The organism is Enterobacteriaceae endosymbiont of Donacia marginata, from assembly GCF_012567685.1.
Classification (GTDB): domain Bacteria; phylum Pseudomonadota; class Gammaproteobacteria; order Enterobacterales; family Enterobacteriaceae.
Genome location: NZ_CP046184.1, coordinates 177,650 through 202,191, shown reverse-complemented (window position 1 = coordinate 202,191; position 24,542 = coordinate 177,650). Strand labels below are relative to the sequence as shown.

At 21.5% G+C, this 24,542-nt stretch carries 19 protein-coding genes and 3 tRNA genes; 18 read left to right on the top strand and 4 right to left on the bottom strand.

Going from position 1 to position 24,542, the window contains the following annotated elements:
* From GJU04_RS00980 to lysS, 4 genes are all read left to right on the top strand, one after another.
* Positions 1-870, top strand: an 870-nt coding sequence (locus GJU04_RS00980; RefSeq protein WP_168893044.1) for a PDZ domain-containing protein, incomplete at its 5' end; no start/stop codon positions are given.
* A 60-nt stretch (positions 871-930) separates the two neighbouring features.
* A tRNA-Ile gene (locus tag GJU04_RS00975) sits at positions 931-1,003 on the top strand.
* A 138-nt stretch (positions 1,004-1,141) separates the two neighbouring features.
* Positions 1,142-2,240 (top strand): peptide chain release factor 2 gene (gene prfB, locus GJU04_RS00970; RefSeq protein WP_211080569.1). Its coding sequence is split into 2 segments (ribosomal slippage): positions 1,142-1,183 and positions 1,185-2,240, totalling 1,098 coding nucleotides; the frame shifts between segments, so codons are not numbered across the junction.
* Positions 2,241-2,268: 28 nt separating this feature from the next.
* Entirely contained in the window at positions 2,269-3,792 is a 1,524-nt protein-coding gene (lysS, locus tag GJU04_RS00965; protein ID WP_168893042.1) for a lysine--tRNA ligase, read from the top strand.
* On the opposite strand, the gene tpiA is transcribed toward lysS, so the two are convergent.
* Positions 3,775-4,560, bottom strand: a complete 786-nt coding sequence (tpiA, locus tag GJU04_RS00960) for a triose-phosphate isomerase (RefSeq protein ID WP_168893041.1) — start codon at positions 4,558-4,560, stop codon at positions 3,775-3,777. The two genes, lysS and tpiA, sit on opposite strands and share 18 nt — an antisense overlap.
* A gap of 22 nt (positions 4,561-4,582) precedes the next feature.
* Positions 4,583-5,332, bottom strand: coding sequence for an FAD-binding oxidoreductase (locus GJU04_RS00955; protein ID WP_168893040.1), 750 nt, complete (start codon positions 5,330-5,332; stop codon positions 4,583-4,585).
* 204 nt (positions 5,333-5,536) lie between these two features.
* Between GJU04_RS00955 and GJU04_RS00950 the strand changes: the two genes are divergently transcribed.
* From GJU04_RS00950 to GJU04_RS00905, 10 genes are all read left to right on the top strand, one after another.
* A tRNA-Trp gene (locus GJU04_RS00950) sits at positions 5,537-5,609 on the top strand.
* A 243-nt stretch (positions 5,610-5,852) separates the two neighbouring features.
* A complete protein-coding gene (ilvG, locus tag GJU04_RS00945; protein WP_168893039.1) occupies positions 5,853-7,514 on the top strand; it encodes an acetolactate synthase 2 catalytic subunit in 1,662 nt (553 codons plus the stop codon).
* Complete coding sequence (gene ilvM, locus GJU04_RS00940) at positions 7,515-7,748, top strand: acetolactate synthase 2 small subunit (protein WP_168893038.1); 234 nt, start codon at positions 7,515-7,517, stop codon at positions 7,746-7,748. It begins immediately after the preceding gene.
* A gap of 45 nt (positions 7,749-7,793) precedes the next feature.
* Entirely contained in the window at positions 7,794-8,723 is a 930-nt protein-coding gene (locus GJU04_RS00935; protein ID WP_168893037.1) for a branched-chain amino acid transaminase, read from the top strand.
* A 29-nt stretch (positions 8,724-8,752) separates the two neighbouring features.
* Complete coding sequence (gene ilvD, locus GJU04_RS00930; RefSeq protein ID WP_168893036.1) at positions 8,753-10,612, top strand: dihydroxy-acid dehydratase; 1,860 nt, start codon at positions 8,753-8,755, stop codon at positions 10,610-10,612.
* A gap of 226 nt (positions 10,613-10,838) precedes the next feature.
* Positions 10,839-12,320 carry a ketol-acid reductoisomerase gene (ilvC, locus tag GJU04_RS00925; RefSeq protein ID WP_168893035.1) on the top strand — a complete coding sequence of 494 codons (1,482 nt, stop codon included), beginning with the start codon at positions 10,839-10,841 and terminating at the stop codon, positions 12,318-12,320.
* Positions 12,321-12,547: 227 nt separating this feature from the next.
* Positions 12,548-13,693 carry a glutamine-hydrolyzing carbamoyl-phosphate synthase small subunit gene (gene carA, locus GJU04_RS00920; RefSeq protein ID WP_246208783.1) on the top strand — a complete coding sequence of 382 codons (1,146 nt, stop codon included), beginning with the start codon at positions 12,548-12,550 and terminating at the stop codon, positions 13,691-13,693.
* 1 nt (position 13,694) lies between these two features.
* Positions 13,695-16,934 (top strand): carbamoyl-phosphate synthase large subunit, encoded by a 3,240-nt coding sequence (gene carB, locus GJU04_RS00915; protein WP_168893033.1) that lies wholly within the window; start codon positions 13,695-13,697, stop codon positions 16,932-16,934.
* Positions 16,935-16,978: 44 nt separating this feature from the next.
* On the top strand, positions 16,979-17,959 hold the full coding sequence (gene ygfZ, locus GJU04_RS00910; RefSeq protein WP_168893032.1) for a CAF17-like 4Fe-4S cluster assembly/insertion protein YgfZ: 981 nt from the start codon (positions 16,979-16,981) through the stop codon (positions 17,957-17,959).
* Positions 17,960-18,027: 68 nt separating this feature from the next.
* Positions 18,028-19,335: an OmpA family protein gene (locus GJU04_RS00905; RefSeq protein WP_168893031.1), complete on the top strand. Its 1,308-nt coding sequence runs from the start codon at positions 18,028-18,030 to the stop codon at positions 19,333-19,335.
* An 87-nt stretch (positions 19,336-19,422) separates the two neighbouring features.
* On the opposite strand, the gene GJU04_RS00900 is transcribed toward GJU04_RS00905, so the two are convergent.
* A tRNA-Phe gene (locus GJU04_RS00900) sits at positions 19,423-19,495 on the bottom strand.
* 281 nt (positions 19,496-19,776) lie between these two features.
* On the opposite strand from GJU04_RS00900, the gene GJU04_RS00895 reads away from it, so the two are divergent.
* Positions 19,777-20,067: a co-chaperone GroES gene (locus tag GJU04_RS00895; protein WP_168893030.1), complete on the top strand. Its 291-nt coding sequence runs from the start codon at positions 19,777-19,779 to the stop codon at positions 20,065-20,067.
* Positions 20,068-20,144: 77 nt separating this feature from the next.
* Positions 20,145-21,791: a chaperonin GroEL gene (gene groL / locus GJU04_RS00890; protein ID WP_168893029.1), complete on the top strand. Its 1,647-nt coding sequence runs from the start codon at positions 20,145-20,147 to the stop codon at positions 21,789-21,791.
* Positions 21,792-21,915: 124 nt separating this feature from the next.
* Here groL and GJU04_RS00885 read toward each other — a convergent pair whose 3' ends face one another.
* Complete coding sequence (locus tag GJU04_RS00885) at positions 21,916-22,893, bottom strand: KamA family radical SAM protein (protein ID WP_168893028.1); 978 nt, start codon at positions 22,891-22,893, stop codon at positions 21,916-21,918.
* Between the two features lie 66 nt (positions 22,894-22,959).
* Here GJU04_RS00885 and efp point away from each other — a divergent pair, with 66 nt between their 5' ends.
* Together efp and epmA are read left to right on the top strand one after the other, a co-directional pair.
* On the top strand, positions 22,960-23,526 hold the full coding sequence (efp, locus tag GJU04_RS00880) for an elongation factor P (RefSeq protein WP_168893027.1): 567 nt from the start codon (positions 22,960-22,962) through the stop codon (positions 23,524-23,526).
* A 26-nt stretch (positions 23,527-23,552) separates the two neighbouring features.
* Entirely contained in the window at positions 23,553-24,521 is a 969-nt protein-coding gene (epmA, locus tag GJU04_RS00875; protein ID WP_168893026.1) for an elongation factor P--(R)-beta-lysine ligase, read from the top strand.
* The last annotated feature ends 21 nt before the right edge of the window (positions 24,522-24,542 follow it).

Sequence of the window (24,542 nt, the reverse complement as noted above, 5' to 3'; positions counted from 1 at the left end):
AATCCATATGGTTTAGGTGAAACTGTAACATCTGGAATTATATCTGGATTAGGAAGAACAGGACTTAATATTGAAAACTTTGAAAATTTTATTCAAACAGATGCTGCAATTAATCGTGGTAGTTCTGGTGGAGCATTAGTTAATTTAAATGGAGATTTAATTGGAATTAATACTGCTATTTTAACACCTAATGAAGGTAATATTGGAATCGGTTTTGCTATACCTAGCAATACTGTTGTTAGTTTAGTTAATCAATTTATTAAATTTGGAAAAATAATAAGAGGTTCTTTAGGAATTTATGGAGTTGAATTAGATCCTCAATTAGCTAAAGTTATGAATATTTCGAATTTATGTAAAGGTACTTTTATTCGTGATATTGTCCCATTTAAAAATAATCCATTAAAACCTGGTGATATTATTGTATCGTTAAATGGAAAACAAGTTAATAGTTATTCTTTATTAAAAGCAAAAATAAGTACTTTTATGAGAGGTACTATTGTTAAATTAGGAATTATAAGAAAAGGTATTTTTAAAAATATAAAAATAAAATTGGATGATTATTGTAATAATGATTCTTTTGCAAAAAATATGATGTATTATGGCATTGAAGGAAGTGACTTAATTAATACAGATTTAAAAAATCGAAATATATTTTTTAAAATAGGGAAAAATACTGCGGTTAAAGTTATAAAAGTATTACCTAATTCTCCTGCTGCAATAATAGGTTTAAAAAAAGATGATATAATATTATCGATTAATAGAAAACGTACAGCTGATATAAAAAAAGTTAAAGAAATTTTAGATAAACATCCATCATTAATTCTTTTATATATTTTAAGAGGAAAAGATAAATTTTATTTACTTAATTAAAAAAAAATATAAATTTAATTGAAATAAATTTAAAATTATATCATACTATCTAATATTAATGGCCCTTTAGCTCAGTGGTTAGAGCAAACGACTCATAATCGTTAGGTCGTTGGTTCAAATCCAACAAGGGCCATTTTTTTTATTAATATAATTATTTATTTTAACTTCTACCAATTTTAAATATATTAACTTTAATATAAATAAAATTATTAAAATTAATTTTTTATATTAAATCTAATTAATTTTTTTTTAATAAATAATTAGGAGGAATATGTTAGAAATTTACTTAATAAAAAATAAATTAAAAAAAATAAAAAAAAAAAATATTTTTATTAGGGGGTTTCTTTAATTATTCAAAATATAAAAAAAAATTATTAATAATAAAAAATCAACTTAAAAATCCTGATATTTGGGATAATTTTAATTATTTATTTTCTTTGAATAAAAAAAAAACACATATTGAAAATTTATTATCGTCTCTAGATTATATTAATCAAGAAATTATTGATATTAATGAATTAATTAATTTAGCAATTAACACTAATGACAAAAAGATATTAGAAGAATCAATTAAAATATTATTTAATATCCAAAAAAAACTAAATAATTTAGAATTTAAAAAAATTTTTATTCAAAAAAATGATAAAAAAAATTGTTTTATTGATATCCAATCTGGATCAGGTGGTATAGAATCTCAAGATTGGGCAAAAATAATAATGAAAATGTATCTAAAATGGGCAGAAAAAAAAAAATTTCAAGTAAAAATAATAAATGAATCTCCAGGAGAAATTATAGGAATTAAATCATCTACATTACACATTATAGGTGATTATGCTTTTGGATGGTTACGTACAGAAAATGGTATTCATCGTTTAGTTAGAAAAAGTCCTTTTAGTTCATCGGGAAGAAGACATACATCTTTTGCATCAACTTTTATATATCCAGAAATTAAAGATGATATTAATATATTAATTAATTTAGAAGATTTACGCATTGATGTATATCGATCTTCTGGAGCAGGTGGTCAACATGTAAATCGGACAGAATCTGCTGTACGTATTACACATATTCCAACAGGAATAGTAACACAATGTCAAAATAATAGATCACAACATAAAAATAAAATTCAAGCTATGAAGCAAATAAAATTTAAATTATATGAATTACAAAATAATATAAAAAAAAAAATAAAGAAAAAAATAGAAAAAAAAAAATTTAATATTAGTTGGGGTTATCAAATACGTTCTTATATTTTAGACAATTCAAAAATTAAAGATATAAGAACAGGTATAGAAACTAACGATGTACAGTATGTACTTGATGGTAATTTAGATAAATTTATTCAAGCTAGTTTAAAATTAGGCTTATAAATAAAAATAATAATAGGATAATTTTATTATGTCTAAAAATAAAAAAAAATTTAATAAAAATATAAATAATATTACTAATAATGAAATAACATTTCGACATAAAAAATTAACAGAATTAAGAAAAAATGAAAATATAGTTTTTCCTAATAATTTTAAAATTAATATTTCATTATGTGATATATATAAAAAATATAATGATAAAAATATTTTTTTAGAAAAAAAATTATTTAATATTGCAGGACGTATAGTTAATTTAAGAATTATGGGTAAAGCTTCTTTTATTAATATTCAAGATTATACAGGGCAAATACAAATTTATATATCTCAAAATGGAGTTTCTCAAAAAATATACAAAATTTTTTTAAAAAAATATGATCTTGGAGATATAATAGGTATTATTGGTTATATTTTTAAAACTAAAACTAATATTTTATCTATTTTTTGTCAAAAAATTTATTTATTAACAAAAGCAATTAGACCATTACCTGATAAATATCATGGATTACAAGATAAAGAAATAAAATATAGAAAAAGATATTTAGATCTAATTGTTAATAAAAAAACACGTTATATTTTTAAAAAAAGGTCACAAATTATATTAAACATTCGTAATTTTATGAATAAACAAGATTTTATTGAAGTAGAAACTCCTATGATGCATAATATCCCCGGAGGAGCTTTAGCCAGACCATTTATAACACATCATAACACTTATAATAAAAATATTTATTTACGTATTGCTCCTGAACTTTATTTAAAACGTCTTATAATAGGGGGTTTTAATAAAATTTTCGAAATTAATAGAAATTTTAGAAATGAAGGAATTTCAACTCAACATAATCCTGAATTTACTATGATGGAATTATATATAACATATTCTAATTATAAAGATTTAATGATTTTTTTTGAAAAATTATTAAAAAAAATATTTAAAATAACATTTAAAAATAATTTATTAAAATATAATAATTATATTTTTGATTTAAATAAAAAATTTAATAAATTAACAATGAAAGAATCTATTATATATTTTTATCCTAATTTTTCTTTAGAAAATTTAAAAAATAATAAAGAATTAATAAAAACTGCTAATTTATTAAATGTTAAAATAAATAAACATTGGAGTCAAGGCAAAATTATTTTTGAAATTTTTGAAAAAAAAATTATAGATAAAATTATAGAACCAACATTTATTACAGAATATCCTATTGAAATTTCTCCACTATCACGAAATAATGATTTAAATCCTTTATTTACTGATAGATTTGAATTTTTTATTTGTGGGATGGAAATAGCAAATGGGTTTTCTGAACTTAATGATCCTGAAGAACAAGAAAAAAGATTTAAAGAACAACAAAATTTTAAAAATATAGACAATAATAAAAATATTTATGAAAATTTTTATGATAAAGATTATATCGAAGCATTAGAACATGGATTACCTCCTACAGCAGGGCTAGGCATAGGAATAGATAGATTAGTTATGTTATTTACTGATACAAAATCAATTAAAGATGTTATTTTATTTCCAATGTTAAGATCTATTATTTAATAAACTTATTATTTTTTCAGCTTTTTTAACTAAAGATATAAAATTTTCTGTTGTTAAAGAAGCTTTTCCTACTAAAAAACCATTAATGATTTTTTTTTTTAAAAAAATATCTAAGTTAGAATAATTTACAGAACCACCATATACAAAATATATGTTTTCTGCTATTTGAGGATTTAAAGATGCTATATATTTTTTAATATATAAAATAACTTTTTGTATTTCATTCATATTTGCACTTTTTCCTGAACCAATAGCCCAAATAGGTTCATAAGCAATAATAGTTTTATTTAAAATATTAATATTACTATTTTCTAATATATTATCAATTTGTTGAATACAAATTTTTTCTGTCTCATTTTGTTTTTTTTGCTTTTCTGTTTCTCCTATACATAAAATTGGAATTAACCCATTATTTTTAATTAAAATGAATTTTTTAGATATAGAATTATTATTTTCATTATGATATAATCTTCTTTCTGAATGTCCAATTATTACATATTTTACTCCAATATCTTTTAACATTTTAATTGAAATTTCACCAGTAAAAGATCCTTTTATATGTATATCAACATTCTGTGCAGTTAAAGATATAGATGTATTTTTCAAAAAATTATTAATATAACTTAAATATACAAAAGGAGGGGCTATAGATAAATTACAATAATTTAATAAATTATCTATTTTTTTTTTAATTAAATTTATATTTTTATTTATAAATTTATAATTACCATTTAATTTCCAATTAGCAATAATTAAGAATTTTTTCATATTATTTTCTTTATAATTTATTTTACCAATATCTTTCAGTTGTTATATTACCATTTTGGTTTTTTAAATTTTTAGATAAATTTCTAGTTTTTTCTAAAAAACTTTGTGTTTGTTTAATCATTTCTGGATTACCACATAACATTACATGACTATTATTATTAATTTTTAACCCTACTTTTTCTTCTAATTTTCCATTTTGTATTAAATTAGGAATATAACCATATAAAATATTGTTATTTATATTAATATTTCTGGTTAAAATAATTTGAATTATTAATTGATTCATATGTTTTTTTTGTATTAATTTTAATAAATGCAAATAACTAAAATCTTCTATATATCTAATAGAATGGACTAAAATTATTTTTGAAAATTTTTTAAAACACATATTATCTTGTAATATTGAAAGATAAGGCCCAATTCCTGTACCTGTGGATAACATCCATAAATTTTCACAAGATTTAATATTATTTAAAATAAAAATACCTGATGAATTTTTAGAAATAAAAATTTTATCATTAATTTTTAAATTAAATAAATATGGACTTAATTTACCTTTTGAAATATTAGAAATATAAAATTCATAATTTTTATTTTTTGGAGAATTAATATAAGAATAAGCTCTTTTTATTTTTTTATTATTAATTTCTAATGCTAATTTTGTAAATTGACCTGCATAAAAATTATTAATTTTTGCATTTAAAATAATGCTAAATAAATTTTTTGTCCAATATTTTATTTTTTTTATTTTACCAATACTCCATTCTGTCATATTGTCCTCTCCTATTTATATAAAAATATATAATATTTTAGAAAAATTAATTTAAATTACTTATTTATAATATATTTTTTATAAAAATTTAACAAATAAAATTTAAATTAATAATTTAATTATATTTTTTTATTGAATCAATTAAATTAATAAATTAATATATATTACAAAATATATTTTAATGTAATATAATATAAAATATTAAGGGGTGTAGTTTAATTGGTAGAATATTGGTCTCCAAAACCAATGGTTGGGGGTTCAAATCCCTCCACCCCTGTTAATAATTAAACAAATATATTTTTAATATATAAAATAAAATTCAATAAATTTATATTAAAGTAATAATAAAAATATATATTTTTATATACTTAATATATATTAAGTAATATTTATATAATTTTTAAAAATTTTAATAACATATCAAAATAAAATAAAAACCATATTTTTTAAATTTTAAAAAATTTAAATAAATTAAATTGAATTATGCATATTATTTTATAACATTTAAAGAGGTTTTAATATGAATGGTGCACAATGTATAATTCAAGAATTAAAAAAACAAAATGTTAAAACAGTATTTGGATATCCTGGTGGCGCTATTATGCCTCTTTATGATGCATTATATAATGGAGATATAGAACATATTTTATGCAGACATGAACAAGGAGCCGCTATAGCAGCAATTGGATATGCTAGAGCTACTGGTAAAGTAGGAGTTTGTATTGCAACATCTGGACCTGGAGCTACTAATTTAATAACAGGATTAGCAGATGCAATGGTTGATTCTGTACCTCTTATTGCAATTACAGGACAAGTCCCCCTCTCATTAATTGGGACTGATGCTTTTCAAGAAATAGATATTATAGGCATGTCTTTATCATGTACTAAACATAGTTTTTTAATAACTTCATCACTAGAATTATCTAAAATAATAAAAAAATCTTTTTTTATAGCATTATCTGACAGACCTGGGCCTGTATTAATAGATATACCAAAAGATATACAATTATCTAAATTACCAAAAATAATAAAATTAAAAAATAAAAAAAGATTTTTTGGTAATAAAAAAAAATATTCAAAAAAAAAAATTAGAGAAGCTAATTTTTTATTAAAAAAATCCACTATGCCTATATTATATATAGGAGGAGGGGTAAATATAGGTAATGCAGTTTATACATTAAGAAAATTTGTGAAAATTTCTAAAATTCCTACAGTAGTTACATTAAAAGCATTAGGAACCATAGAAAGTACAAATCCATATTATTTAGGGATGTTAGGCATGCATGGAAATAAAGCAGCTAATTATACAGTTCAAAAATGTGATTTATTAATAGCGATTGGAGCTAGATTTGATGATAGAGTAACAGGTAATATAAAAAAATTTGCTCCTTATGCCAAAATTATCCATATGGATATAGATCCTGCTGAAATTAATAAAATTTGTAAAGTAAATGTAGAATTATTAGGAGATTTAAATCTTTTAATACCGTTATTAAAAAAACCTCAGAATATTTTAAAATGGCAGAATTATATACAAAAAATAAAAAAAAAATATTCTTATAAGTATAATTTTTTTGTGAAAAATAATAAAATTTATGCTCCTTTCTTATTAAAACAATTATCAGATATTAAAAATAAAAAAACTATTATTACTACTGATGTTGGACAACATCAGATGTGGACTGCACAACATATAACTTTTTCAAATCCTAGAAATTTTATTACTTCTAGTGGATTAGGAACTATGGGATTTGGATTACCTGCTGCTATTGGGGCACAAATTGCTAAACCTAATAATAGTGTTATATGTATTTCAGGTGATGGATCATTTATAATGAATATTCAAGAATTAAGTACAATTAAAAGAAAAAATTTACCTATAAAAATTATATTATTAGATAATAAAAGATTAGGGATGGTAAGACAATGGCAAGAACTTTTTTTTAAAAAAAGATATAGTGAAACAACTTTATATGATAATCCAGATTTTATAAAATTAGCTCAATCTTTTGGCATTTCAGGACATAGTATTAGTTATGAAAATGAAATTAATAAAAGTTTAAAAAAAATTTTTTCTATTAATAAACCTTATATATTACATGTTTTAATTAATGAATGTGATAATGTATGGCCATTAGTACCTCCTGGATATAGTAATGATCATATGATGGAGCCAAATTAAATGAATAAATATCAATTATTTATTAAAACTAATATTAGTCCTGAAATTATTGAAAGAATAATAAGAATTATTCGTCATAGAAGATTTTTAATTAAAACTATAAATATTAATGTAAAAAAAAAAATAGAAAAAATTAATTTTAAATTAATAGTAAAAAGTTATAAATCTATAGATTTTTTAGTTAAACAAATCAAAAAATTAATAGATGTATTAGATATAGTAATAATCACATAAATTTTATGATAACATTATTATTATACAAAATAAGGAAATGTAATAATGTCTATAAAAAAAGCAGATTTTATTTGGTTAAATGGTAATATTGTAAAATGGGAAGATGCTAAAATTAGTGTTATGACTCATGCATTACATTATGGAACTTCTGTTTTTGAAGGTATTAGATGTTATAAATCATATAAGGGCCCAGCTATTTTCCGTCATAAAGATCATATTAATCGTTTATATAATTCTGCTAAAATTTATCGTTTCCCATTAAAATTTAATATACAAGAAATAATGAATGCTGTTCATAATATAATTAATATTAATAAACTTAATGAAGCATATATTAGGATTTTAGTATTTATAGGAGATGTAGGATTAGGCATTAATCCACCTGAGAAATATTATACAGATATGATGATTAGTGCATTTCCTTGGACAGATTATCTTGGTAATAATGCAAAAAAAAATGGGATTAATACTATGATTTCTTCTTGGAATAAGATTAAGCCTAATACTATACCTAGTTTAGCAAAAGCAGGAGGTAATTATTTATCTTCTTTATTAATTAGGAGTGAAGCTAGAAGAAATGGATATGATGAAGGAATTGCGCTAGATAGTTTAGGATTTGTTTCAGAAGGATCTGGGGAAAATATTTTTAAAATTAAAAATAATATTTTATTTACTCCTCCACTTACTTCATCAATCCTTCCAGGAATTACCAGAGATTCAGTTTTAAAAATAGCTAAAAATCTAAATCTTAAGATAAAAGAATGTTTAATATTAAGAGAATCTTTATATTTAGCCGACGAAATCTTTTTAACAGGAACAGCAGCTGAAATTACTCCTGTATGTAGTGTAGATAATATCTTAATTAATAATGGTAAAAGAGGTCAAATAACAAAAAATATACAAAAAGAATTTCTATATTTATTAACAGGGAAAATAAAAGATAAATGGAATTGGTTAGATTATATTAAAAAATAACTATTTTACTAATTAAAAAAAAGAAAAATATGCCTAATTTTCGTTCGTTTATTACAACAAAAGGCCGTAATATGGCTGGTGCAAGAGCTCTTTGGAGAGCAACAGGGATGAATGATGAAGATTTTAATAAACCTATTATTGCTATAGTTAATTCTTTCTCACAATTTGTTCCAGGACATATACATTTACAAACATTAAGCAAAATTATTGCTAATGAAATTAAAAATAACGGAGGAGTACCAAAAGAATTTAATACTATAGCTATAGATGATGGAATAGCTATGGGCCATAACGGAATGTTATATTCTTTACCTTCTAGAGAACTTATTGCAGATTCTATAGAATATGTTATTAATGCACATTGTGCAGATTCTATGATTTGTATATCTAATTGTGATAAAATTACGCCAGGAATGTTAATGGCTAGTTTACGATTAAATATACCTACTGTATTCATATCTGGTGGTCCAATGGAAGCTGGGAGAATTAATATCAAAGGAACTACAAAAATAAAAAAAATTGATTTAGTAGATGCAATGGTTGAATCAGGTAAATTAGAACAATCAGATAAATATATAAAAGAAATAGAATTAAATGCATGTCCAACTTGTGGTTCTTGTTCTGGAATGTTTACAGCTAATTCAATGAATTGTCTAGTAGAAGCTTTAGGTTTAGCATTACCAGGAAATGGATCTTTATTATCTACACATATAAATCGTAAAAAATTGTGTATAAAATCTGCACATAAAATAGTTGAAATTACAAAAAAATATTATTTAAATAATGAAATTAATATTTTACCTAAAAATATCATTAATCAACAAGCATTTGAAAATGCAACTATGTTAGATATTGCTATGGGTGGATCAACAAATACAATTTTACATATGTTAGCTTTATCACAAGAAACTAAAGTAGAATTTAATTTAAAAAAAATTGATCAGTTATCAAAAAATACACCATGGTTATGTATGGTTTCTCCAAGTACAAATAAATTTTATATGGAAGATTTTCATAGATCAGGAGGAGTAATTGGTGTTCTAAGTGAATTAAATAAGATTGGATTAATAAATAAAGATGTTAAAAACATATTAGGACTCACACTAGAAGAAACTATCCATAAATATGATATAACTATTACAAATAGTAATAAAATAAAAAAATTTTATCAATCAGCTCCTGGTAATATAAAAACAATATATCCTTTTATACAAAATAAAATATGGGATTTAGATATAAATAGACAAAAAGGGTGTATACGTTCCTATAAATATGCTTATAGTAAAGATGGTGGATTAGCTGTTTTATATGGTAATCTTGCTAAAGATGGATGTGTAGTTAAAACTGCTAGTGTAAATAAAAAATTATTATTTTTTGTAGGTAAAGTAAAAGTATTTGATAGTCAAGAATCAGCAGTATATGCAATTATAAATAAAAATATTTCTGCCGGAGATATTATTGTAATAAGATATGAAGGACCTAAAGGTGGTCCTGGAATGCAAGAAATGCTATATCCTACATCTTATTTAAAATCAATGAAATTAGATAAAAATTGTGCTTTAATTACAGATGGAAGATTTTCTGGAGGAACTTCAGGCCTATCTATAGGTCATATTTCTCCTGAAGCTGCAAGTAAAGGCATCATAGCATTAGTAAAAGATGGTGATATTATTAAAATTGATATCCCAAATAGATCTATCGAATTAGAAGTTCCATCTTTTATATTAAATGAACGTAAAAAAGAAGAAGAAAAAAGAGGCAAGTTAGCATATACTCCTTTATTAAAGAGAAAAAGAAAGATTTCTTTAGCACTTAAAGCTTATGCTTTTTTAGCAACAAGTGCAGATAAAGGTGCAGTACGAGATAAAAATAAATTAAATTATAAATAAATTTAGTTTTTAAAATTTATAAAATATATATAAATCTCTCTTTTAAAGAGAGAAAGTTTAAATATAAATTTTTTAATAAAAATATTTTTATTAAAATTAATTGTATATTAATAAAATAAAAATTTTTTGATTAAAAATAATTTTTTTAAATAAAATAAGATAATAGTATCTATTGAATTAAAATTAACTAAATTATAGTTTTATTAATAAAATATAGGATTATTTAATGAATAATTATTTTAATAATTTAAATTTTCGTAAAAAGTTAAAAAATTTACAGAAATGCAGATTAATGCAATTTGAAGAATTTACAAATAGTATAAATTATTTAAAAAATAAAAATATTGTAATCATAGGTTGTGGATCTCAAGGATTAAATCAAGGATTAAATATGAGAGATTCAGGATTAAATATTTCATATGCATTAAAAACAGAATCTATAAAAGAAAAAAATTTATCTTGGCAAAGAGCATATAAAAATAATTTTAATATTGGTTCTTATAGAGAACTAATACCTAATGCAGATTTAATAATTAATTTAACTCCAGATAATAATCATCATAATATTTTAAAAAAAATAAAACCTTTAATAAAAAAAGGAGCAACATTAGGATATTCCCATGGATTCAATATTATTGAAGAAGGAGAAAAAATTCCTAAAAATATTACTGTTATTATGGTAGCTCCTAAATGTCCTGGAACTGAAGTAAGAGAAGAATTTAAGAGAGGTTTTGGTGTTCCAGCTTTAATTGCTGTTCATCAAAATGGTATCCATAATGATGGATTTAATATAGCTAAATCATGGGCTTATTCTATTGGAAGTCATAAAGCTGGGGTATTGGAATCATCTTTTTCTGCAGAAGTAAAATCTGATTTAATGGGCGAACAAACAGTATTATGTGGAATATTACAAACAACATCTATTTTATTATTTGATAAATTATTAACATTAAATGTTAATCCATCATATGCTTCACAATTAATCCAATTAGGATGGGAATCTATTACTGAATCTTTAAAACAAGGTGGTATTAGTTTAATGATGGATAGATTAAATAATTTTAGTAAAATACGTGCTTATGAATTATCATTAATTTTAAAAAAAAAATTAAAACCTTTATTTAAAATACATATAGATAATATAATTTCAGGAAAATTTTCAAAAGAACTTATTGAAGATTGGAATAATAATAATAATAATTTAATTAAATGGAGAGAAATATATAAAAATAATAATTTTGAAAAAACTAAAAATAATGAAGATAATGATATCAAAGAACAAGATTATTTTGATAAAGGGATTTTTATGATTGCTATAATTAAGAGTAGTATTGAGTTGTCATTTGAATTAATGATAGAATCAGGTATAGCAACAGCATCAGCATATTATGAATCATTACATGAATTACCTTTAATTGCTAATACTATTGCAAGAAAAAAATTATATGAAATGAATAAAGTTATATCAGATACAGCAGAATATGGTAATTATTTATTTTCTAATAATGCTATTCCCTTATTAAAAAATTTTATAAATAATCTTACATCAGAAGATTTAGGTATTATTGAAATAAAAAATAAATTAATAAATAATAAGTACTTACGTGATTTAAATTATGATATTAGAAATCATCCTATAGAAAAAGTAGGTTATATATTAAGAAATTATATGATTCATATGAAATCGTTAACTAATATTAGAAGATAAAACTAAAAATTTGCTCTCTTTTTATATGTTATAAAGAGAGTAATATATTTTATATTTTAATATTATTTATTAAATATTTTTCTTAAAATTGATCTTTTAAAAAAATTTCTTATTTAATTTTAAATTGTTTTTTCTTCTATAAAATTCTAAAATAAAATATTTATATACTAAAATAGTATAAATATCTAAATTATATATAATATTTTATATAGATTATGGAGAATAAATTGAATAATAAAGCAATAGTATTAATGGAAGATGGAACTAAACTTTTTGGAAAATCTATAGGAGTTGAAGGAATAGTTATAGGAGAAATAGTATTTAATACTGCTATTACTGGTTACCAAGAAATAATTACTGATCCTTCTTATTATAAACAAATTGTTACCTTAACATATCCACATATTGGGAATGTAGGTACTAATTTAGAAGATAATGAATCATCAAAAATCTATTTAAAAGGACTTATTATTAATAATTTATCTAAAATATCAAGTAACTATCGTAGTACTGAAAATTTAGATGTATTTCTTAAAAAAAATAATATTGTTGCTATTGAAGGGATAGATACTCGATATTTGACAAGATTAATACGTAATAAAAAACTTAATAAAATAAGTTTAATAGTTACTAAAGAATATTTAAATTATAAAAATATTATTGAAAAAATTAATAAATATAATGGATTAAAAGGAATTAATTTAATAAAAAATATCACAACAAAAAAAAAATATTCTTGGACTGAAGGAAATAAAAATACTAAAGTAATTAAAAATTATATTTTTTTAATACATATTGTCGTAATAGATTTTGGTGTTAAAAAAAGTATTTTAAAAATGTTTATTGATAAAAAATGTAAAATTACTGTTGTTCCAGCTTTTACTAGTTATGAAAATTTAATTTTATTAAATCCAGATGGTATTTTTTTATCTAATGGTCCAGGAGACCCTACTCCATGTTTTTCTATTATCAATACTATAAAAAAAATTTTAACAACAAATATTCCAATATTTGGAGTATGTTTCGGTCATCAAATATTAGCTATTGCAAGTGGAGCAAAAATAAAAAAAATGGATATAGGTCATCATGGAAGTAATCATCCTGTTAAAGATTTAAAAAATAATAAAGTATTAATTACTACTCAAAATCATTGCTTTACTATTGATCCAAATAATTTTCCTAAAAACTTAGAAATTACACATAAATCTTTATTTGATAATACTATACAAGGAATTCATTATATTAATAAACCTGTTTTTGGATTTCAAGGTCATCCTGAATCTAGTCCAGGTCCACATGATGCATCTATTTTATTTGATTATTTTATAGAATTAATTCAAATATATTGTAAAAAAAAATATAAGAGATTATAAAATGCCAAAACGTACTGATATAAAAAAAATTATGATTTTAGGTTCTGGACCAATTGTTATTGGTCAAGCTTGTGAATTTGATTATTCTGGTACACAAGCATGTAAAGCTTTAAAAGAAGAAGGTTATAATTTAATCTTAGTTAATTCTAATCCAGCTACTATTATGACTGATCCTGATATTGCTGATATTACTTATATAGAACCTATGAATTGGGAAATTATAGCTAAAATTATAGAAAAAGAAAGACCTGATGTTATTTTGCCAACAATGGGGGGGCAAACAGCGTTAAATTGTATTTTAGATTTACATAAAAATAATATTTTAAATAAATTTAATGTAGAAACTATTGGAGTTACAATTGAAACTATAAATAAAGCAGAAAATCGTTATTATTTTGCAAAAATTATAAAAAAATTAGGATTTGATGTTCCTCATTGTTTAGTAGTTCACAATATTGATGAAGCGATAAATAATATAAAAAAAATTGGGTTTCCATGTATTATTAGACCATCATTTACTATGGGGGGTAGTGGGGGAGGAATAGCAAATAACATAGAAGAATTTAAAAAAATTTGTAAAAATGGTTTTAATTTATCTTCTAATCATGAATTAATTATTGATGAATCATTAATAGGATGGAAAGAATATGAAATGGAAATTATACGAGATAAAAATGATAACTCTATTATTATATGTTCAATAGAAAATATAGATCCTATGGGTATTCATACAGGAGATTCAATTACAGTAGCTCCAGCACAAACTTTATCTGATAAAGAATATCAGATAATGAGAAATGCTTCTATATCAATTATGAAAGAGATGGGTATTAAATCAGGAGGTGCTAATGTGCAATTTGCTGTAAATCCAATAACAGGAAAATTAATAATAATTGAAATGAATCCTCGTGTATCACGCTCATCAGCTTTAGCATCTAAAGCTACAGGTTTTCCAATTGCAAAAATATCAGCTAAACTCTCTATTGGTTATACATTAGATGAATTAACAAATGATATAACAAGTAATAATATCACTGCTGCTTTTGAACCATCTATTGATTATATAGTAACTAAAATCCCTAGATTTAATTTTGAAAAATTTCATAATGTTAATGATAGATTAACAACACAGATGAAATCTGTAGGTGAAGTTATGGCTATAGGGAGATCTTTTCAAGAATCAATTCAAAAAGCATTATGTAGTTTAGAAATTGGGATTAATGGTTTTAATTCTAAAATAGATTTAATTAAAAATGAAGAAAATTATAATTTAATTATAAAAGAATTAAAAAACCCAGGTCCTGATAGAATAAGATTTATTGCAGATGCTATACGTATAGGTATATCTATTGAAGATATATATGATTATTCTAAAATAGATAAATGGTTTTTGTTACAAATAGAAAATTTAATTATTATTGAAAATAAAGTAAAAAAAATAGGTATAAAATATTTATATGATAAACAATCTTTTTTTAATTTAAAAAAAAAAGGTTTTTCTGATGCTAGATTAGCTAATCTATTAAATATTTCGGAAGAAAAAATAAGAAAATTAAGATATAAATTAGATATCCATCCAGTATATAAAAGAGTAGATACATGTTCTGCTGAATTTAAAACTAATACTGCTTATATATATTCAACATATGAAACAGAATGTGAAGCTTATCCTAATAATAATAATAAAAAAATTATTATTTTAGGTAGTGGTCCTAATAGAATAGGTCAAGGTATTGAATTTGATTATTGTTGTGTACATGCATCTATGATATTACGTAAAAATAATTTTGAAACAATCATGATTAATTGTAATCCAGAAACTGTATCTACTGATTATGATATTTCAGATCGTTTATATTTTGAACCTATTACTTTAGAAAGTATATTAGAAATTATTAGAATAGAAAAACCTCAAGGTGTAATTATCCAATATGGAGGACAAACACCGCTAAATTTAGCTAAAGAATTAGAAAAAGAAAATATTAGTATTTTAGGTACCAGCCCTGCATCTATAGATCTTGCTGAAAATAGAAAAAAATTTCAACAAATTATTAATTCTTTAAAATTAAAACAATCTCTTAATTATATAGTAAAAAATTTAAATGAAGCTTTAGATAAAGCTAATGAAATTGGATTTCCTCTTATAGTTAGACCTTCTTATGTTTTAGGAGGTAGATCTATGGAAATAGTATATAATAAAAATGATTTAAAAAATTATTATTTATTAAATATAAAAAGTAATATTCCTGTTTTATTAGAAAAATTTTTAAAAAATGCAATAGAAGTTGATGTTGATGCTATTTGTGATCAAAAAAATATTTTTATAGGTGGTATTATGGAACATATTGAATATGTAGGAATTCATTCTGGAGATTCTGCTTGTTCTTTTCCAACACGTACTTTAAGTAAAAGTATTTTAAAAAAAATTAAAATTCAAACAAAACAATTAGCTATCAAAATTAATGTTTGTGGATTAATAAATATTCAATTTGCTATAAAAAATAATGAGATTTATATAATAGAAGTTAATCCTAGAGCATCTAGAACAATACCTTTTATTTCTAAAGCAATAAATATTCCATTAGCAAAAATGGGGACATTAGTTATGATAGGACAAACATTAACAAATTTAAAACTTGATAAAGAAATTATTCCACCTTATTTTACTGTTAAGGAGGTAATATTACCTTTTGATAAATTTGATAATATAGATCCTATCTTAGGACCAGAAATGAAATCTACAGGAGAAGTTATGGGTATAGGATTTTCTTTTGCAGAAGCTTTTTATAAAGCAATATTAGGAACAAAATTTGATATAAAAAAAAATAGTACTATATTAGTATCTGTACAAAATAAAGATAAAAAATTAATTTTTCCAATAGTTCAGAAATTAATAAATTATGGTTTTAAAATTGAAGCAACATATGGTACTTCTAAATTTTTAAAAAAATTAAATTTATTAGTTAAAACAGTTAGAAAACCTATAGAAAAAAAACCTAATATAATTAATTTTATTCAAAATAAAAGATATTCTTATATAATTAATATTGTAGAAAAAAAAGAATCAATTAACAATTCTAAATTAATTAGAATTTTAGCTTTAAAAAATAATATTTACTACAATACTACTATTAATGGTGCTAAAGCTAGCCTAATTTCTATAGGCAGTAATTTTAAAAAAAGAGTATTTTCTTTACAAGAATTACATAAAATTTTATTAAAAAAAAATCTTAATCTTTAAAATAAAAATATTTTTTATACAAAATATATCATTATAGAAAACAAATGAATATAAAAGAAAAAAAATACAATTTATTAAAAATTTTTTATTTAAATAATTTACAAATTATAAATATAAAAGGTACTGATAGTAAGACTTTTTTACAAAATCAATTAACAATTGATATTAATAAATTAGATAATAATTCAAATTTTTTGAATGCTATCCATTGCAATTCTAATGGTAAGATATTAACAAATATGCATATATTTAAAAAATCTAATAATCATTATAAATATATTATTCAAAAGAATATATTAAAAAAATATTTAGAAAGTATTAAAAAATATATTTTGTTTTATGATATAAAAATTTATTTAGATCCGCAAGAAAAAATTTTTTTATTATCTAATATAAATCTACAAGAAAAATTTATTAAAATTTTTAAAAAAAATAATGTTTTTTATCAAAAAAAGACATTATTTTTTTTTAAAAAAGATATTTTTTTAAAATTTTGTTATTCTAATAATTATTATTTTTTAGTTTTATCAAAAAAAAATATTAAATTGTTAATACAAGATTTTTCTATAAAAAATGTAATTTTTATTAAAAATAATAATTTTTGGAATAAATTCTATATGGAAATAGGTTATCCTATTATTGATAATAAGCAAAATTGTAATTTATTTTTTCCACAAGAAAGTAATATGGAAAAATTTGATGCAATTGATTTTAATAAAGGTTGTTATTTAGGTCAGGAAATAATTAGTATTTTAAAATTTAAAAAGAAGAAAAATAAACAATTATTTTTATTAGAAGGCAAAACAAAAGTTTTTCCATTATTTGATGATTTATTAGAAATAAAAAAAAATAAAACTCAAAAATGGCAAATAATAAGAGGTAGTATTATTTTAAAATCATTAATAATTAAATCAAATTTAATTTGGATACAAGTTATATTACAAAATAATATTTTTAAAAATTCTTTAATTAGATTAAAGAAAGATAAAAAAAGTATTTTTTCTATTATTAAGATTTTTAAATAACTAAAAAATATTTTTTAAAAATACAAATTTAAATATGATTTTTTTAATAATAAAGGGTTTATATCACAATGAAAAAGATAACTATCATTTTTATAATGATGATAATGAATATTTATAATATTGCTAATGCTGAATCTAATTTTAAAGATTATTGGTATTTTGGTTCTAAATTTGGATTGTCACAATATGATAATATTAAATTATTAGGAAAAGATATTGATGATAAAGAATATACTGTATTTAATAAAATAGGAAATGGATTATTTTTTGGTTATCAATCAAATAATTTTTTAGGATTTGAAATGGGTTTTGATTGGTTAGGATCTATTAAAAAAAATATAGAAGATAAAAACACTACAAATTTTTTTGAATCTAAAGGGATTCAATTAACATCTAATGTTAGATATCCTATATTTAAAAATGTATATTTATATAGTCGTTTAGGTGGTTTGTTTACCCAATCAATTAATCAACAATATGATAAAAATGATTATAATAAAAATATAAATAATAAATATTATAATATCTCTCCACTTATGGTTTTAGGAGGAGAATATATTATAAATAATAATTTTTCATCTAGAGTAGAATATCAATTTGCAGGTAATATAGGTAATCAAGATGATGATAATTTAGGTCAAAAAACTAATAATTCTATGTTTACTTTTAGTTTAGTATATAAATTTACTGATAAATATCATCTTCCTTCAATAAAATCTTTAATTAAAAAAGCAAAAAATAATTATTATAATAATTATGGTAATAATGATATTTTATCTAAAACAAAAGTTTATTTTGATTCTAATAAAATTCTGTTAGGAAAACAAAATAAAAAAAAATTGGATAAAATATTAGATATTAATATTAAAAATAAAAATTTATCTAAAGATAACGATAATAAAATTGTTATTTTAGGTCATTCTGATTATTTAGAAAAAGATAGTAATAGTATTTTATCTCAGAAAAGAGCTCAACAAATTGTTGAATATTTAAAATCTAAAGATAAAAATTTATTAAAAAAAATAATTTTTGTAAAAGGATTAGGAAGTAATTTATTCATTAATAAAAATTGTCAAAAAATAAAAAATTGTGAATTATTAAAACAATGTCTAGTAATAGATCGTTATGTAGAAATAAAGATTTTAAAAGTTTTTAAAAAAATTATAAAAAAACATCATTTTTATAAAAATCATTTTTTAATGGATCATAATCATAATTATGGGCGCGATGATTATTTAAATGATGGAATGTATGGTTATAAACATAAGTTTTTTATATATAAAAAATATCATTTTTTTTCTAAAAATAAATTATCTATAATATATGAATTACAAAAAAAATTATATTTAATAAATAATTTTTTATATAAATTTTAAATAAAAAATGCAGAAAATATTTTTATTTTCTGCATTTTTTATTTATAAAAATAAAATCTAAAAATTTTTAAATCATAGAATAAAAAATGCCCGAAGGCGGAATTGAACCACCGACACGGGGATTTTCAGTCCACTGCTCTACCGACTGAGCTATTCGGGCATAAATTAAAATATATTTTATATTATGACAATATTTATGAGTAAACGTCAATATTTTTTTATTAAAAAATCAATAAAATTTTATTATAAATAATGATTATTATCAATAATCATTATTTATGTATAAATTATATTTTTAAAATATAATTTTAATAAAAAAATAATTTTTTTTAGATAAGACTTGAAACAGAGACTATAAGTCCTTATCTTTCAGTGCACATTATTCAAAATAAGTTAACATTAATTTACAATAGTTAAACTTTCTTAAAAGGAGAATTATTAATGAATATTCGCCCATTACATGATCGTGTTATTGTAAAAAGAAAAGAAGTTGAATCTAAATCTTCAGGTGGAATTGTTTTAACAGGTTCTGCTGCAGGTAAATCTACAAGAGGGGAAGTATTAGCAGTAGGTAAAGGACGTATATTAGATAATGGAACAGTAAAACCATTAGATGTAAAAAAAGGTGATACAATTATATTTAATGACGGTTATAGTGTAAAAACAGAAAAAATTGATGATGAAGAAGTTCTTATAATGTCTGAAAGTGATATTTTGGCTATTATTAAATAATAAAATTTGTCATTAAATAAATAAAATTATAGAAAATTTAATTAATTTAATATAAATAAATTTAAGGAATATTTAAAATGGCAGCTAAAGACGTAAAATTTGGTAATGATGCTCGTGTAAAAATGTTACGAGGTGTAAACGTACTTGCAGATGCAGTTAAAATTACACTTGGGCCAAAAGGTAGAAATGTAGTATTAGACAAATCATTTGGAGCCCCAGCTATAACTAAAGATGGGGTGACAGTAGCTAGAGAGATAGAATTAGAAGATAAATTTGAAAATATGGGAGCACAAATGGTCAAAGAAGTTGCTTCCAAAGCTAATGATGTAGCAGGAGATGGAACAACTACAGCTAGTGTATTAGCTCAATCTATTGTAAGTGAGGGTTTAAAAGCAGTTGCTGCTGGTATGAATCCTATGGATTTAAAAAGAGGAATAGATAAAGCTGTTATAGCTGCTGTAGAAGAATTAAAAGTAATTTCTGTACCATGTTCTGATTCAAAATCTATAGCACAAGTAGGAACTATTTCTGCAAATGCAGATGAAACTGTAGGTAATTTAATAGCCCAAGCTATGGAAAGAGTGGGAAAAGAAGGTGTTATCACAGTTGAAGAAGGAACTGGATTACAGGATGAATTAGATGTGGTCGAAGGAATGCAATTTGATAGAGGATACTTATCTCCATATTTTATTAATAAAACAGAATCTGGCACTGTAGAACTTGATAATCCATATATATTATTAGTAGATAAAAAGCTTTCAAATATTAGAGAAATTTTACCTATTTTAGAAATGGTTGCAAAATCAAGTAAATCATTATTAATTATAGCTGAAGATGTTGATGGAGAAGCTTTAGCAACATTAGTAGTTAATACTATGCGTGGTGTAGTTAAAGTTGCCGCAGTTAAAGCTCCTGGGTTTGGAGATCGTCGTAAAGCTATGTTACAAGATATTGCTATTCTTACAGGTGGTAATGTTATTTCAGAAGAAATAGGTCTAGAATTAGAAAAAGCTACATTAGAAGATTTAGGCCAAGCAAAAAGAATAGTTATAAATAAAGATACAACAACCATAATAGATGGTGTTGGTAAACAAAATGATATTTCAGGTCGTGTTAATCAAATTAGACAAGAAATAGATGAGGCAACTTCTGATTATGATCGTGAAAAACTTCAAGAAAGAGTAGCAAAATTAGCAGGTGGAGTAGCTGTATTAAAAGTTGGTGCTGCAACTGAAGTAGAAATGAAAGAAAAAAAAGCTAGAGTAGAAGATGCTTTACATGCTACTAGAGCTGCGGTAGAAGAAGGTGTTGTTGCAGGAGGTGGAGTTGCATTAGTACGTGTAGCTGCTAAATTAATGAATTTAACTGGTCAAAATGAAGATCAGAATATGGGCATAAAAGTAGCTTTAAGAGCAATGGAAGCGCCTTTACGTCAAATCGTTTCTAATGCTGGAGAAGAACCATCAGTAATTGCAAATAATGTTAAAGATGGACATGGTAATTATGGATATAATGCTGCAAATGAAGAATATGGAGATATGATTAAATTTGGTATTTTAGATCCAACTAAAGTAACAAGATCAGCATTACAATATTCTGCATCTGTAGCTGGTCTTATGATTACAACAGAATGCATGGTTACTGATTTACCAAAAGATGAAAAATCAGAAATATCTAATACACCACCAGGTGGTATGGGTGGAGGTATGGGTGGAATGATGTAATTTTTATTAAAAATTTTAAATTTATTTAAATAAATTTAAAATTTAATTTATATATTAATATATTAATAAAAGCTGTGCATTAATTTTAAGCACAGCTTTTTTATTTTTAAAATTTTATATTTTTTTAAATAATAAATTTTTTATTTTTCCCACCATAAATATCTTTAGTTAATCTAGGTACTAAAAATCCTGATAAAGATAATAATATTTTTTTCATAATTTTTTTAGCTTTGTTTTCAGATACATAAAAATGTTTACTTCCTTCTACTTTATCTAATAAATGTAAATAATAGGGTAATATTCCAATATTAAATAAACTATTACTTAATTTAATTAAAATTTTATAATTATCATTTATGTTTTTTAATAAAACACTTTGATTTAAAATAGTTATTCCTCTTTTTTTTAAAAAATAAATTTTTTCAAATAATTCATCACTAATTTCGTTAGGATGATTAATATGTGTCACTATTATAATATGAAATTTGCATTTACTAAATATTTTTAATAAATTTTTAGAAATTCTTTGTGGAAGAATACATATTATTCTAGTATGTATTCTTAATATTTTAATATGAGATATTTTATTTATATCATTAATAAAATATTTTATTTTATTATCATTTAAAATTAAAGGATCCCCCCCAGAAAAAATAATTTCATTAATTTCAAAATTTTTTTTTATATAATTAATTATTTGATTCCAATTACATATTGTTATTGAATTGGCTTGTTTAGTATTTTTTCGAAAACAATATCTACAATGTACGGCACATATCCCAGTTACTAATATTAATACTCTATTTTTATATTTATGAATCATTCCTGGAATAATAAATTTTTCATTTAATGGATTACTATTATATTTTTTATGTTGAATTAGCTCTTTTTCATTAAAAATAAATTGTAGTAAAATAGGGTCTTTAGAGTTTTTTTTTTCTATTTTGTTTATAAAAACTAAAGGTATTTTAACTTTAAAAAAAATATTTTTCTTTTTATATAAAAATTGATTATTATCTTTTTTATTTATTTCTGTAAGTTTAATTAAATCAAGATTATTATCAATATTATTGGATAATTGTTGTAACCATAGTTCTTTCATAAAATAATTTCATTTTTATAAATATGTATTATTATAAATTAATATTTTTTTTAAAAAAAGAATAAAATGGTTAACTATTATAGTAATAATTTTAGAATTGGAATGAAATTTATTTTTTTAAATCAACCTTATATTATAGAATCAAGTGAATTTGTTAAACCTGGAAAGGGGCAAGCATTTGTTAGAATAAAAATGAGAAATTTAATTACAGAAAAATTAATTGATAAAACATTTAAATCTACTGATAATTTAGATACAGCTGATATTTTAGAAAAAAAATTAAAATATTTATATAATGAAAAAAATTATTTTTATTATTTTATGGATAAAAAAAATTTTGAACAAATTATAATTCATAGTAAAATTATAAAAAATAAAAAAAAGTGGTTAATAACACAATATGATTATATCATAACATTTTGGAATCAATTACCAATATTTTTAACATTACCTAATTTTATAAATTTAAAAGTAGTAAATACAAATATTATCCTAAAAGGAGATGCAGTAAATAATAATAAACAAGCAATAATTAGTAATGGAGAAATAATAAAAGTCCCATCTTTTATTAAAATTGGAGATATTATTAAAATTGATACAAGAAAAAAAAAATATATTTCTCGTTTTAAATAATTAAAATATAAAATTTAAAAAATAATATGAAAAATTTAAATTACTTAACTAGTGCAAAAATAAATGATTTAATTAAACGTGCTATTATAATAAAAAAAATAAGAAATTTTTTTGATAAAAAAAAATTTATTGAAGTAGAAACCCCAATATTAACTCAATTTGAAAATACAAATCTTTTTTTACAACAATTTAGTACAAATTTTATTAATATTAAAAATAAAAAAAAATTATTTTTAATTACTAGTCCTGAATTTCATATGAAAAGAATACTTGCATCTAAAATAAATTCTTCAATCTATCAAATATGTCATAGTTTTCGCAACGGTGAATTAGGACAATATCATAATCCTGAATTTACTATGTTAGAATGGTATCATAAAAATTATAATTTAAAACAATTAATGGAAGAAATAGATAATTTTTTTGTAGAATTTGGATTTAATCAATTAAAAAGATATTCATATAAAAAAATTTTTTTTAAATATTTTAAAATAAATCCTTTTAATATAAGTAAAAAAAAATTATTATTTTTAATAAAAAAAATAGGTTTTGTAAAAAATAAAAATAGTACTTTTATTACAGATAATTATTTGCAAATGTTATTTGATTTATATATTGTTCCTAAGTTAGGATTAAAATCTCCAGTATTAATATATAATTTTCCTTCCTCACAAAAAACTACCGAAACTATAAATATAAAAAATAAAAATATAGCAAATAGATTTGAAGTATTTTTTAAAGGTGTTGAATTAGGTAACGGATTTCATGAATTAACTAATTATAAAGAACAAAAAAAAAGATTTAATGAAGATAATAATAAACGTAAATTAATAGGTTTACCAATTAAAAAAATTGATATTTATTTACTAAAAGCAATAAAACATGGAATCCCCAACTATTCAGGGATGGCAATAGGTTTAGATAGATTTATTATGTTTTTATTAAAAAAAAAATCTATTCATAAATCTATTAGTTTTTCTATAAAAAATGCTTAATATTTTATTTAAAATATTTTA

What these genes read in the sequence shown, in the direction of transcription:
- GJU04_RS00955 (WP_168893040.1), bottom strand. Translation starts at nt 5,332, where the DNA reads ATGACAGAATGGAGTATTGGTAAAATAAAAAAAATAAAATATTGGACA.
- GJU04_RS00935 (WP_168893037.1), top strand. Translation starts at nt 7,794, where the DNA reads ATGTCTATAAAAAAAGCAGATTTTATTTGGTTAAATGGTAATATTGTA.
- GJU04_RS00905 (WP_168893031.1), top strand. Translation starts at nt 18,028, where the DNA reads ATGAAAAAGATAACTATCATTTTTATAATGATGATAATGAATATTTAT.
- ilvD (WP_168893036.1), top strand. Translation starts at nt 8,753, where the DNA reads ATGCCTAATTTTCGTTCGTTTATTACAACAAAAGGCCGTAATATGGCT.
- ygfZ (WP_168893032.1), top strand. Translation starts at nt 16,979, where the DNA reads ATGAATATAAAAGAAAAAAAATACAATTTATTAAAAATTTTTTATTTA.
- lysS (WP_168893042.1), top strand. Translation starts at nt 2,269, where the DNA reads ATGTCTAAAAATAAAAAAAAATTTAATAAAAATATAAATAATATTACT.
- GJU04_RS00895 (WP_168893030.1), top strand. Translation starts at nt 19,777, where the DNA reads ATGAATATTCGCCCATTACATGATCGTGTTATTGTAAAAAGAAAAGAA.
- groL (WP_168893029.1), top strand. Translation starts at nt 20,145, where the DNA reads ATGGCAGCTAAAGACGTAAAATTTGGTAATGATGCTCGTGTAAAAATG.
- epmA (WP_168893026.1), top strand. Translation starts at nt 23,553, where the DNA reads ATGAAAAATTTAAATTACTTAACTAGTGCAAAAATAAATGATTTAATT.
- ilvC (WP_168893035.1), top strand. Translation starts at nt 10,839, where the DNA reads ATGAATAATTATTTTAATAATTTAAATTTTCGTAAAAAGTTAAAAAAT.
- efp (WP_168893027.1), top strand. Translation starts at nt 22,960, where the DNA reads ATGGTTAACTATTATAGTAATAATTTTAGAATTGGAATGAAATTTATT.
- carB (WP_168893033.1), top strand. Translation starts at nt 13,695, where the DNA reads ATGCCAAAACGTACTGATATAAAAAAAATTATGATTTTAGGTTCTGGA.
- tpiA (WP_168893041.1), bottom strand. Translation starts at nt 4,560, where the DNA reads ATGAAAAAATTCTTAATTATTGCTAATTGGAAATTAAATGGTAATTAT.
- ilvM (WP_168893038.1), top strand. Translation starts at nt 7,515, where the DNA reads ATGAATAAATATCAATTATTTATTAAAACTAATATTAGTCCTGAAATT.
- GJU04_RS00885 (WP_168893028.1), bottom strand. Translation starts at nt 22,893, where the DNA reads ATGAAAGAACTATGGTTACAACAATTATCCAATAATATTGATAATAAT.
- ilvG (WP_168893039.1), top strand. Translation starts at nt 5,853, where the DNA reads ATGAATGGTGCACAATGTATAATTCAAGAATTAAAAAAACAAAATGTT.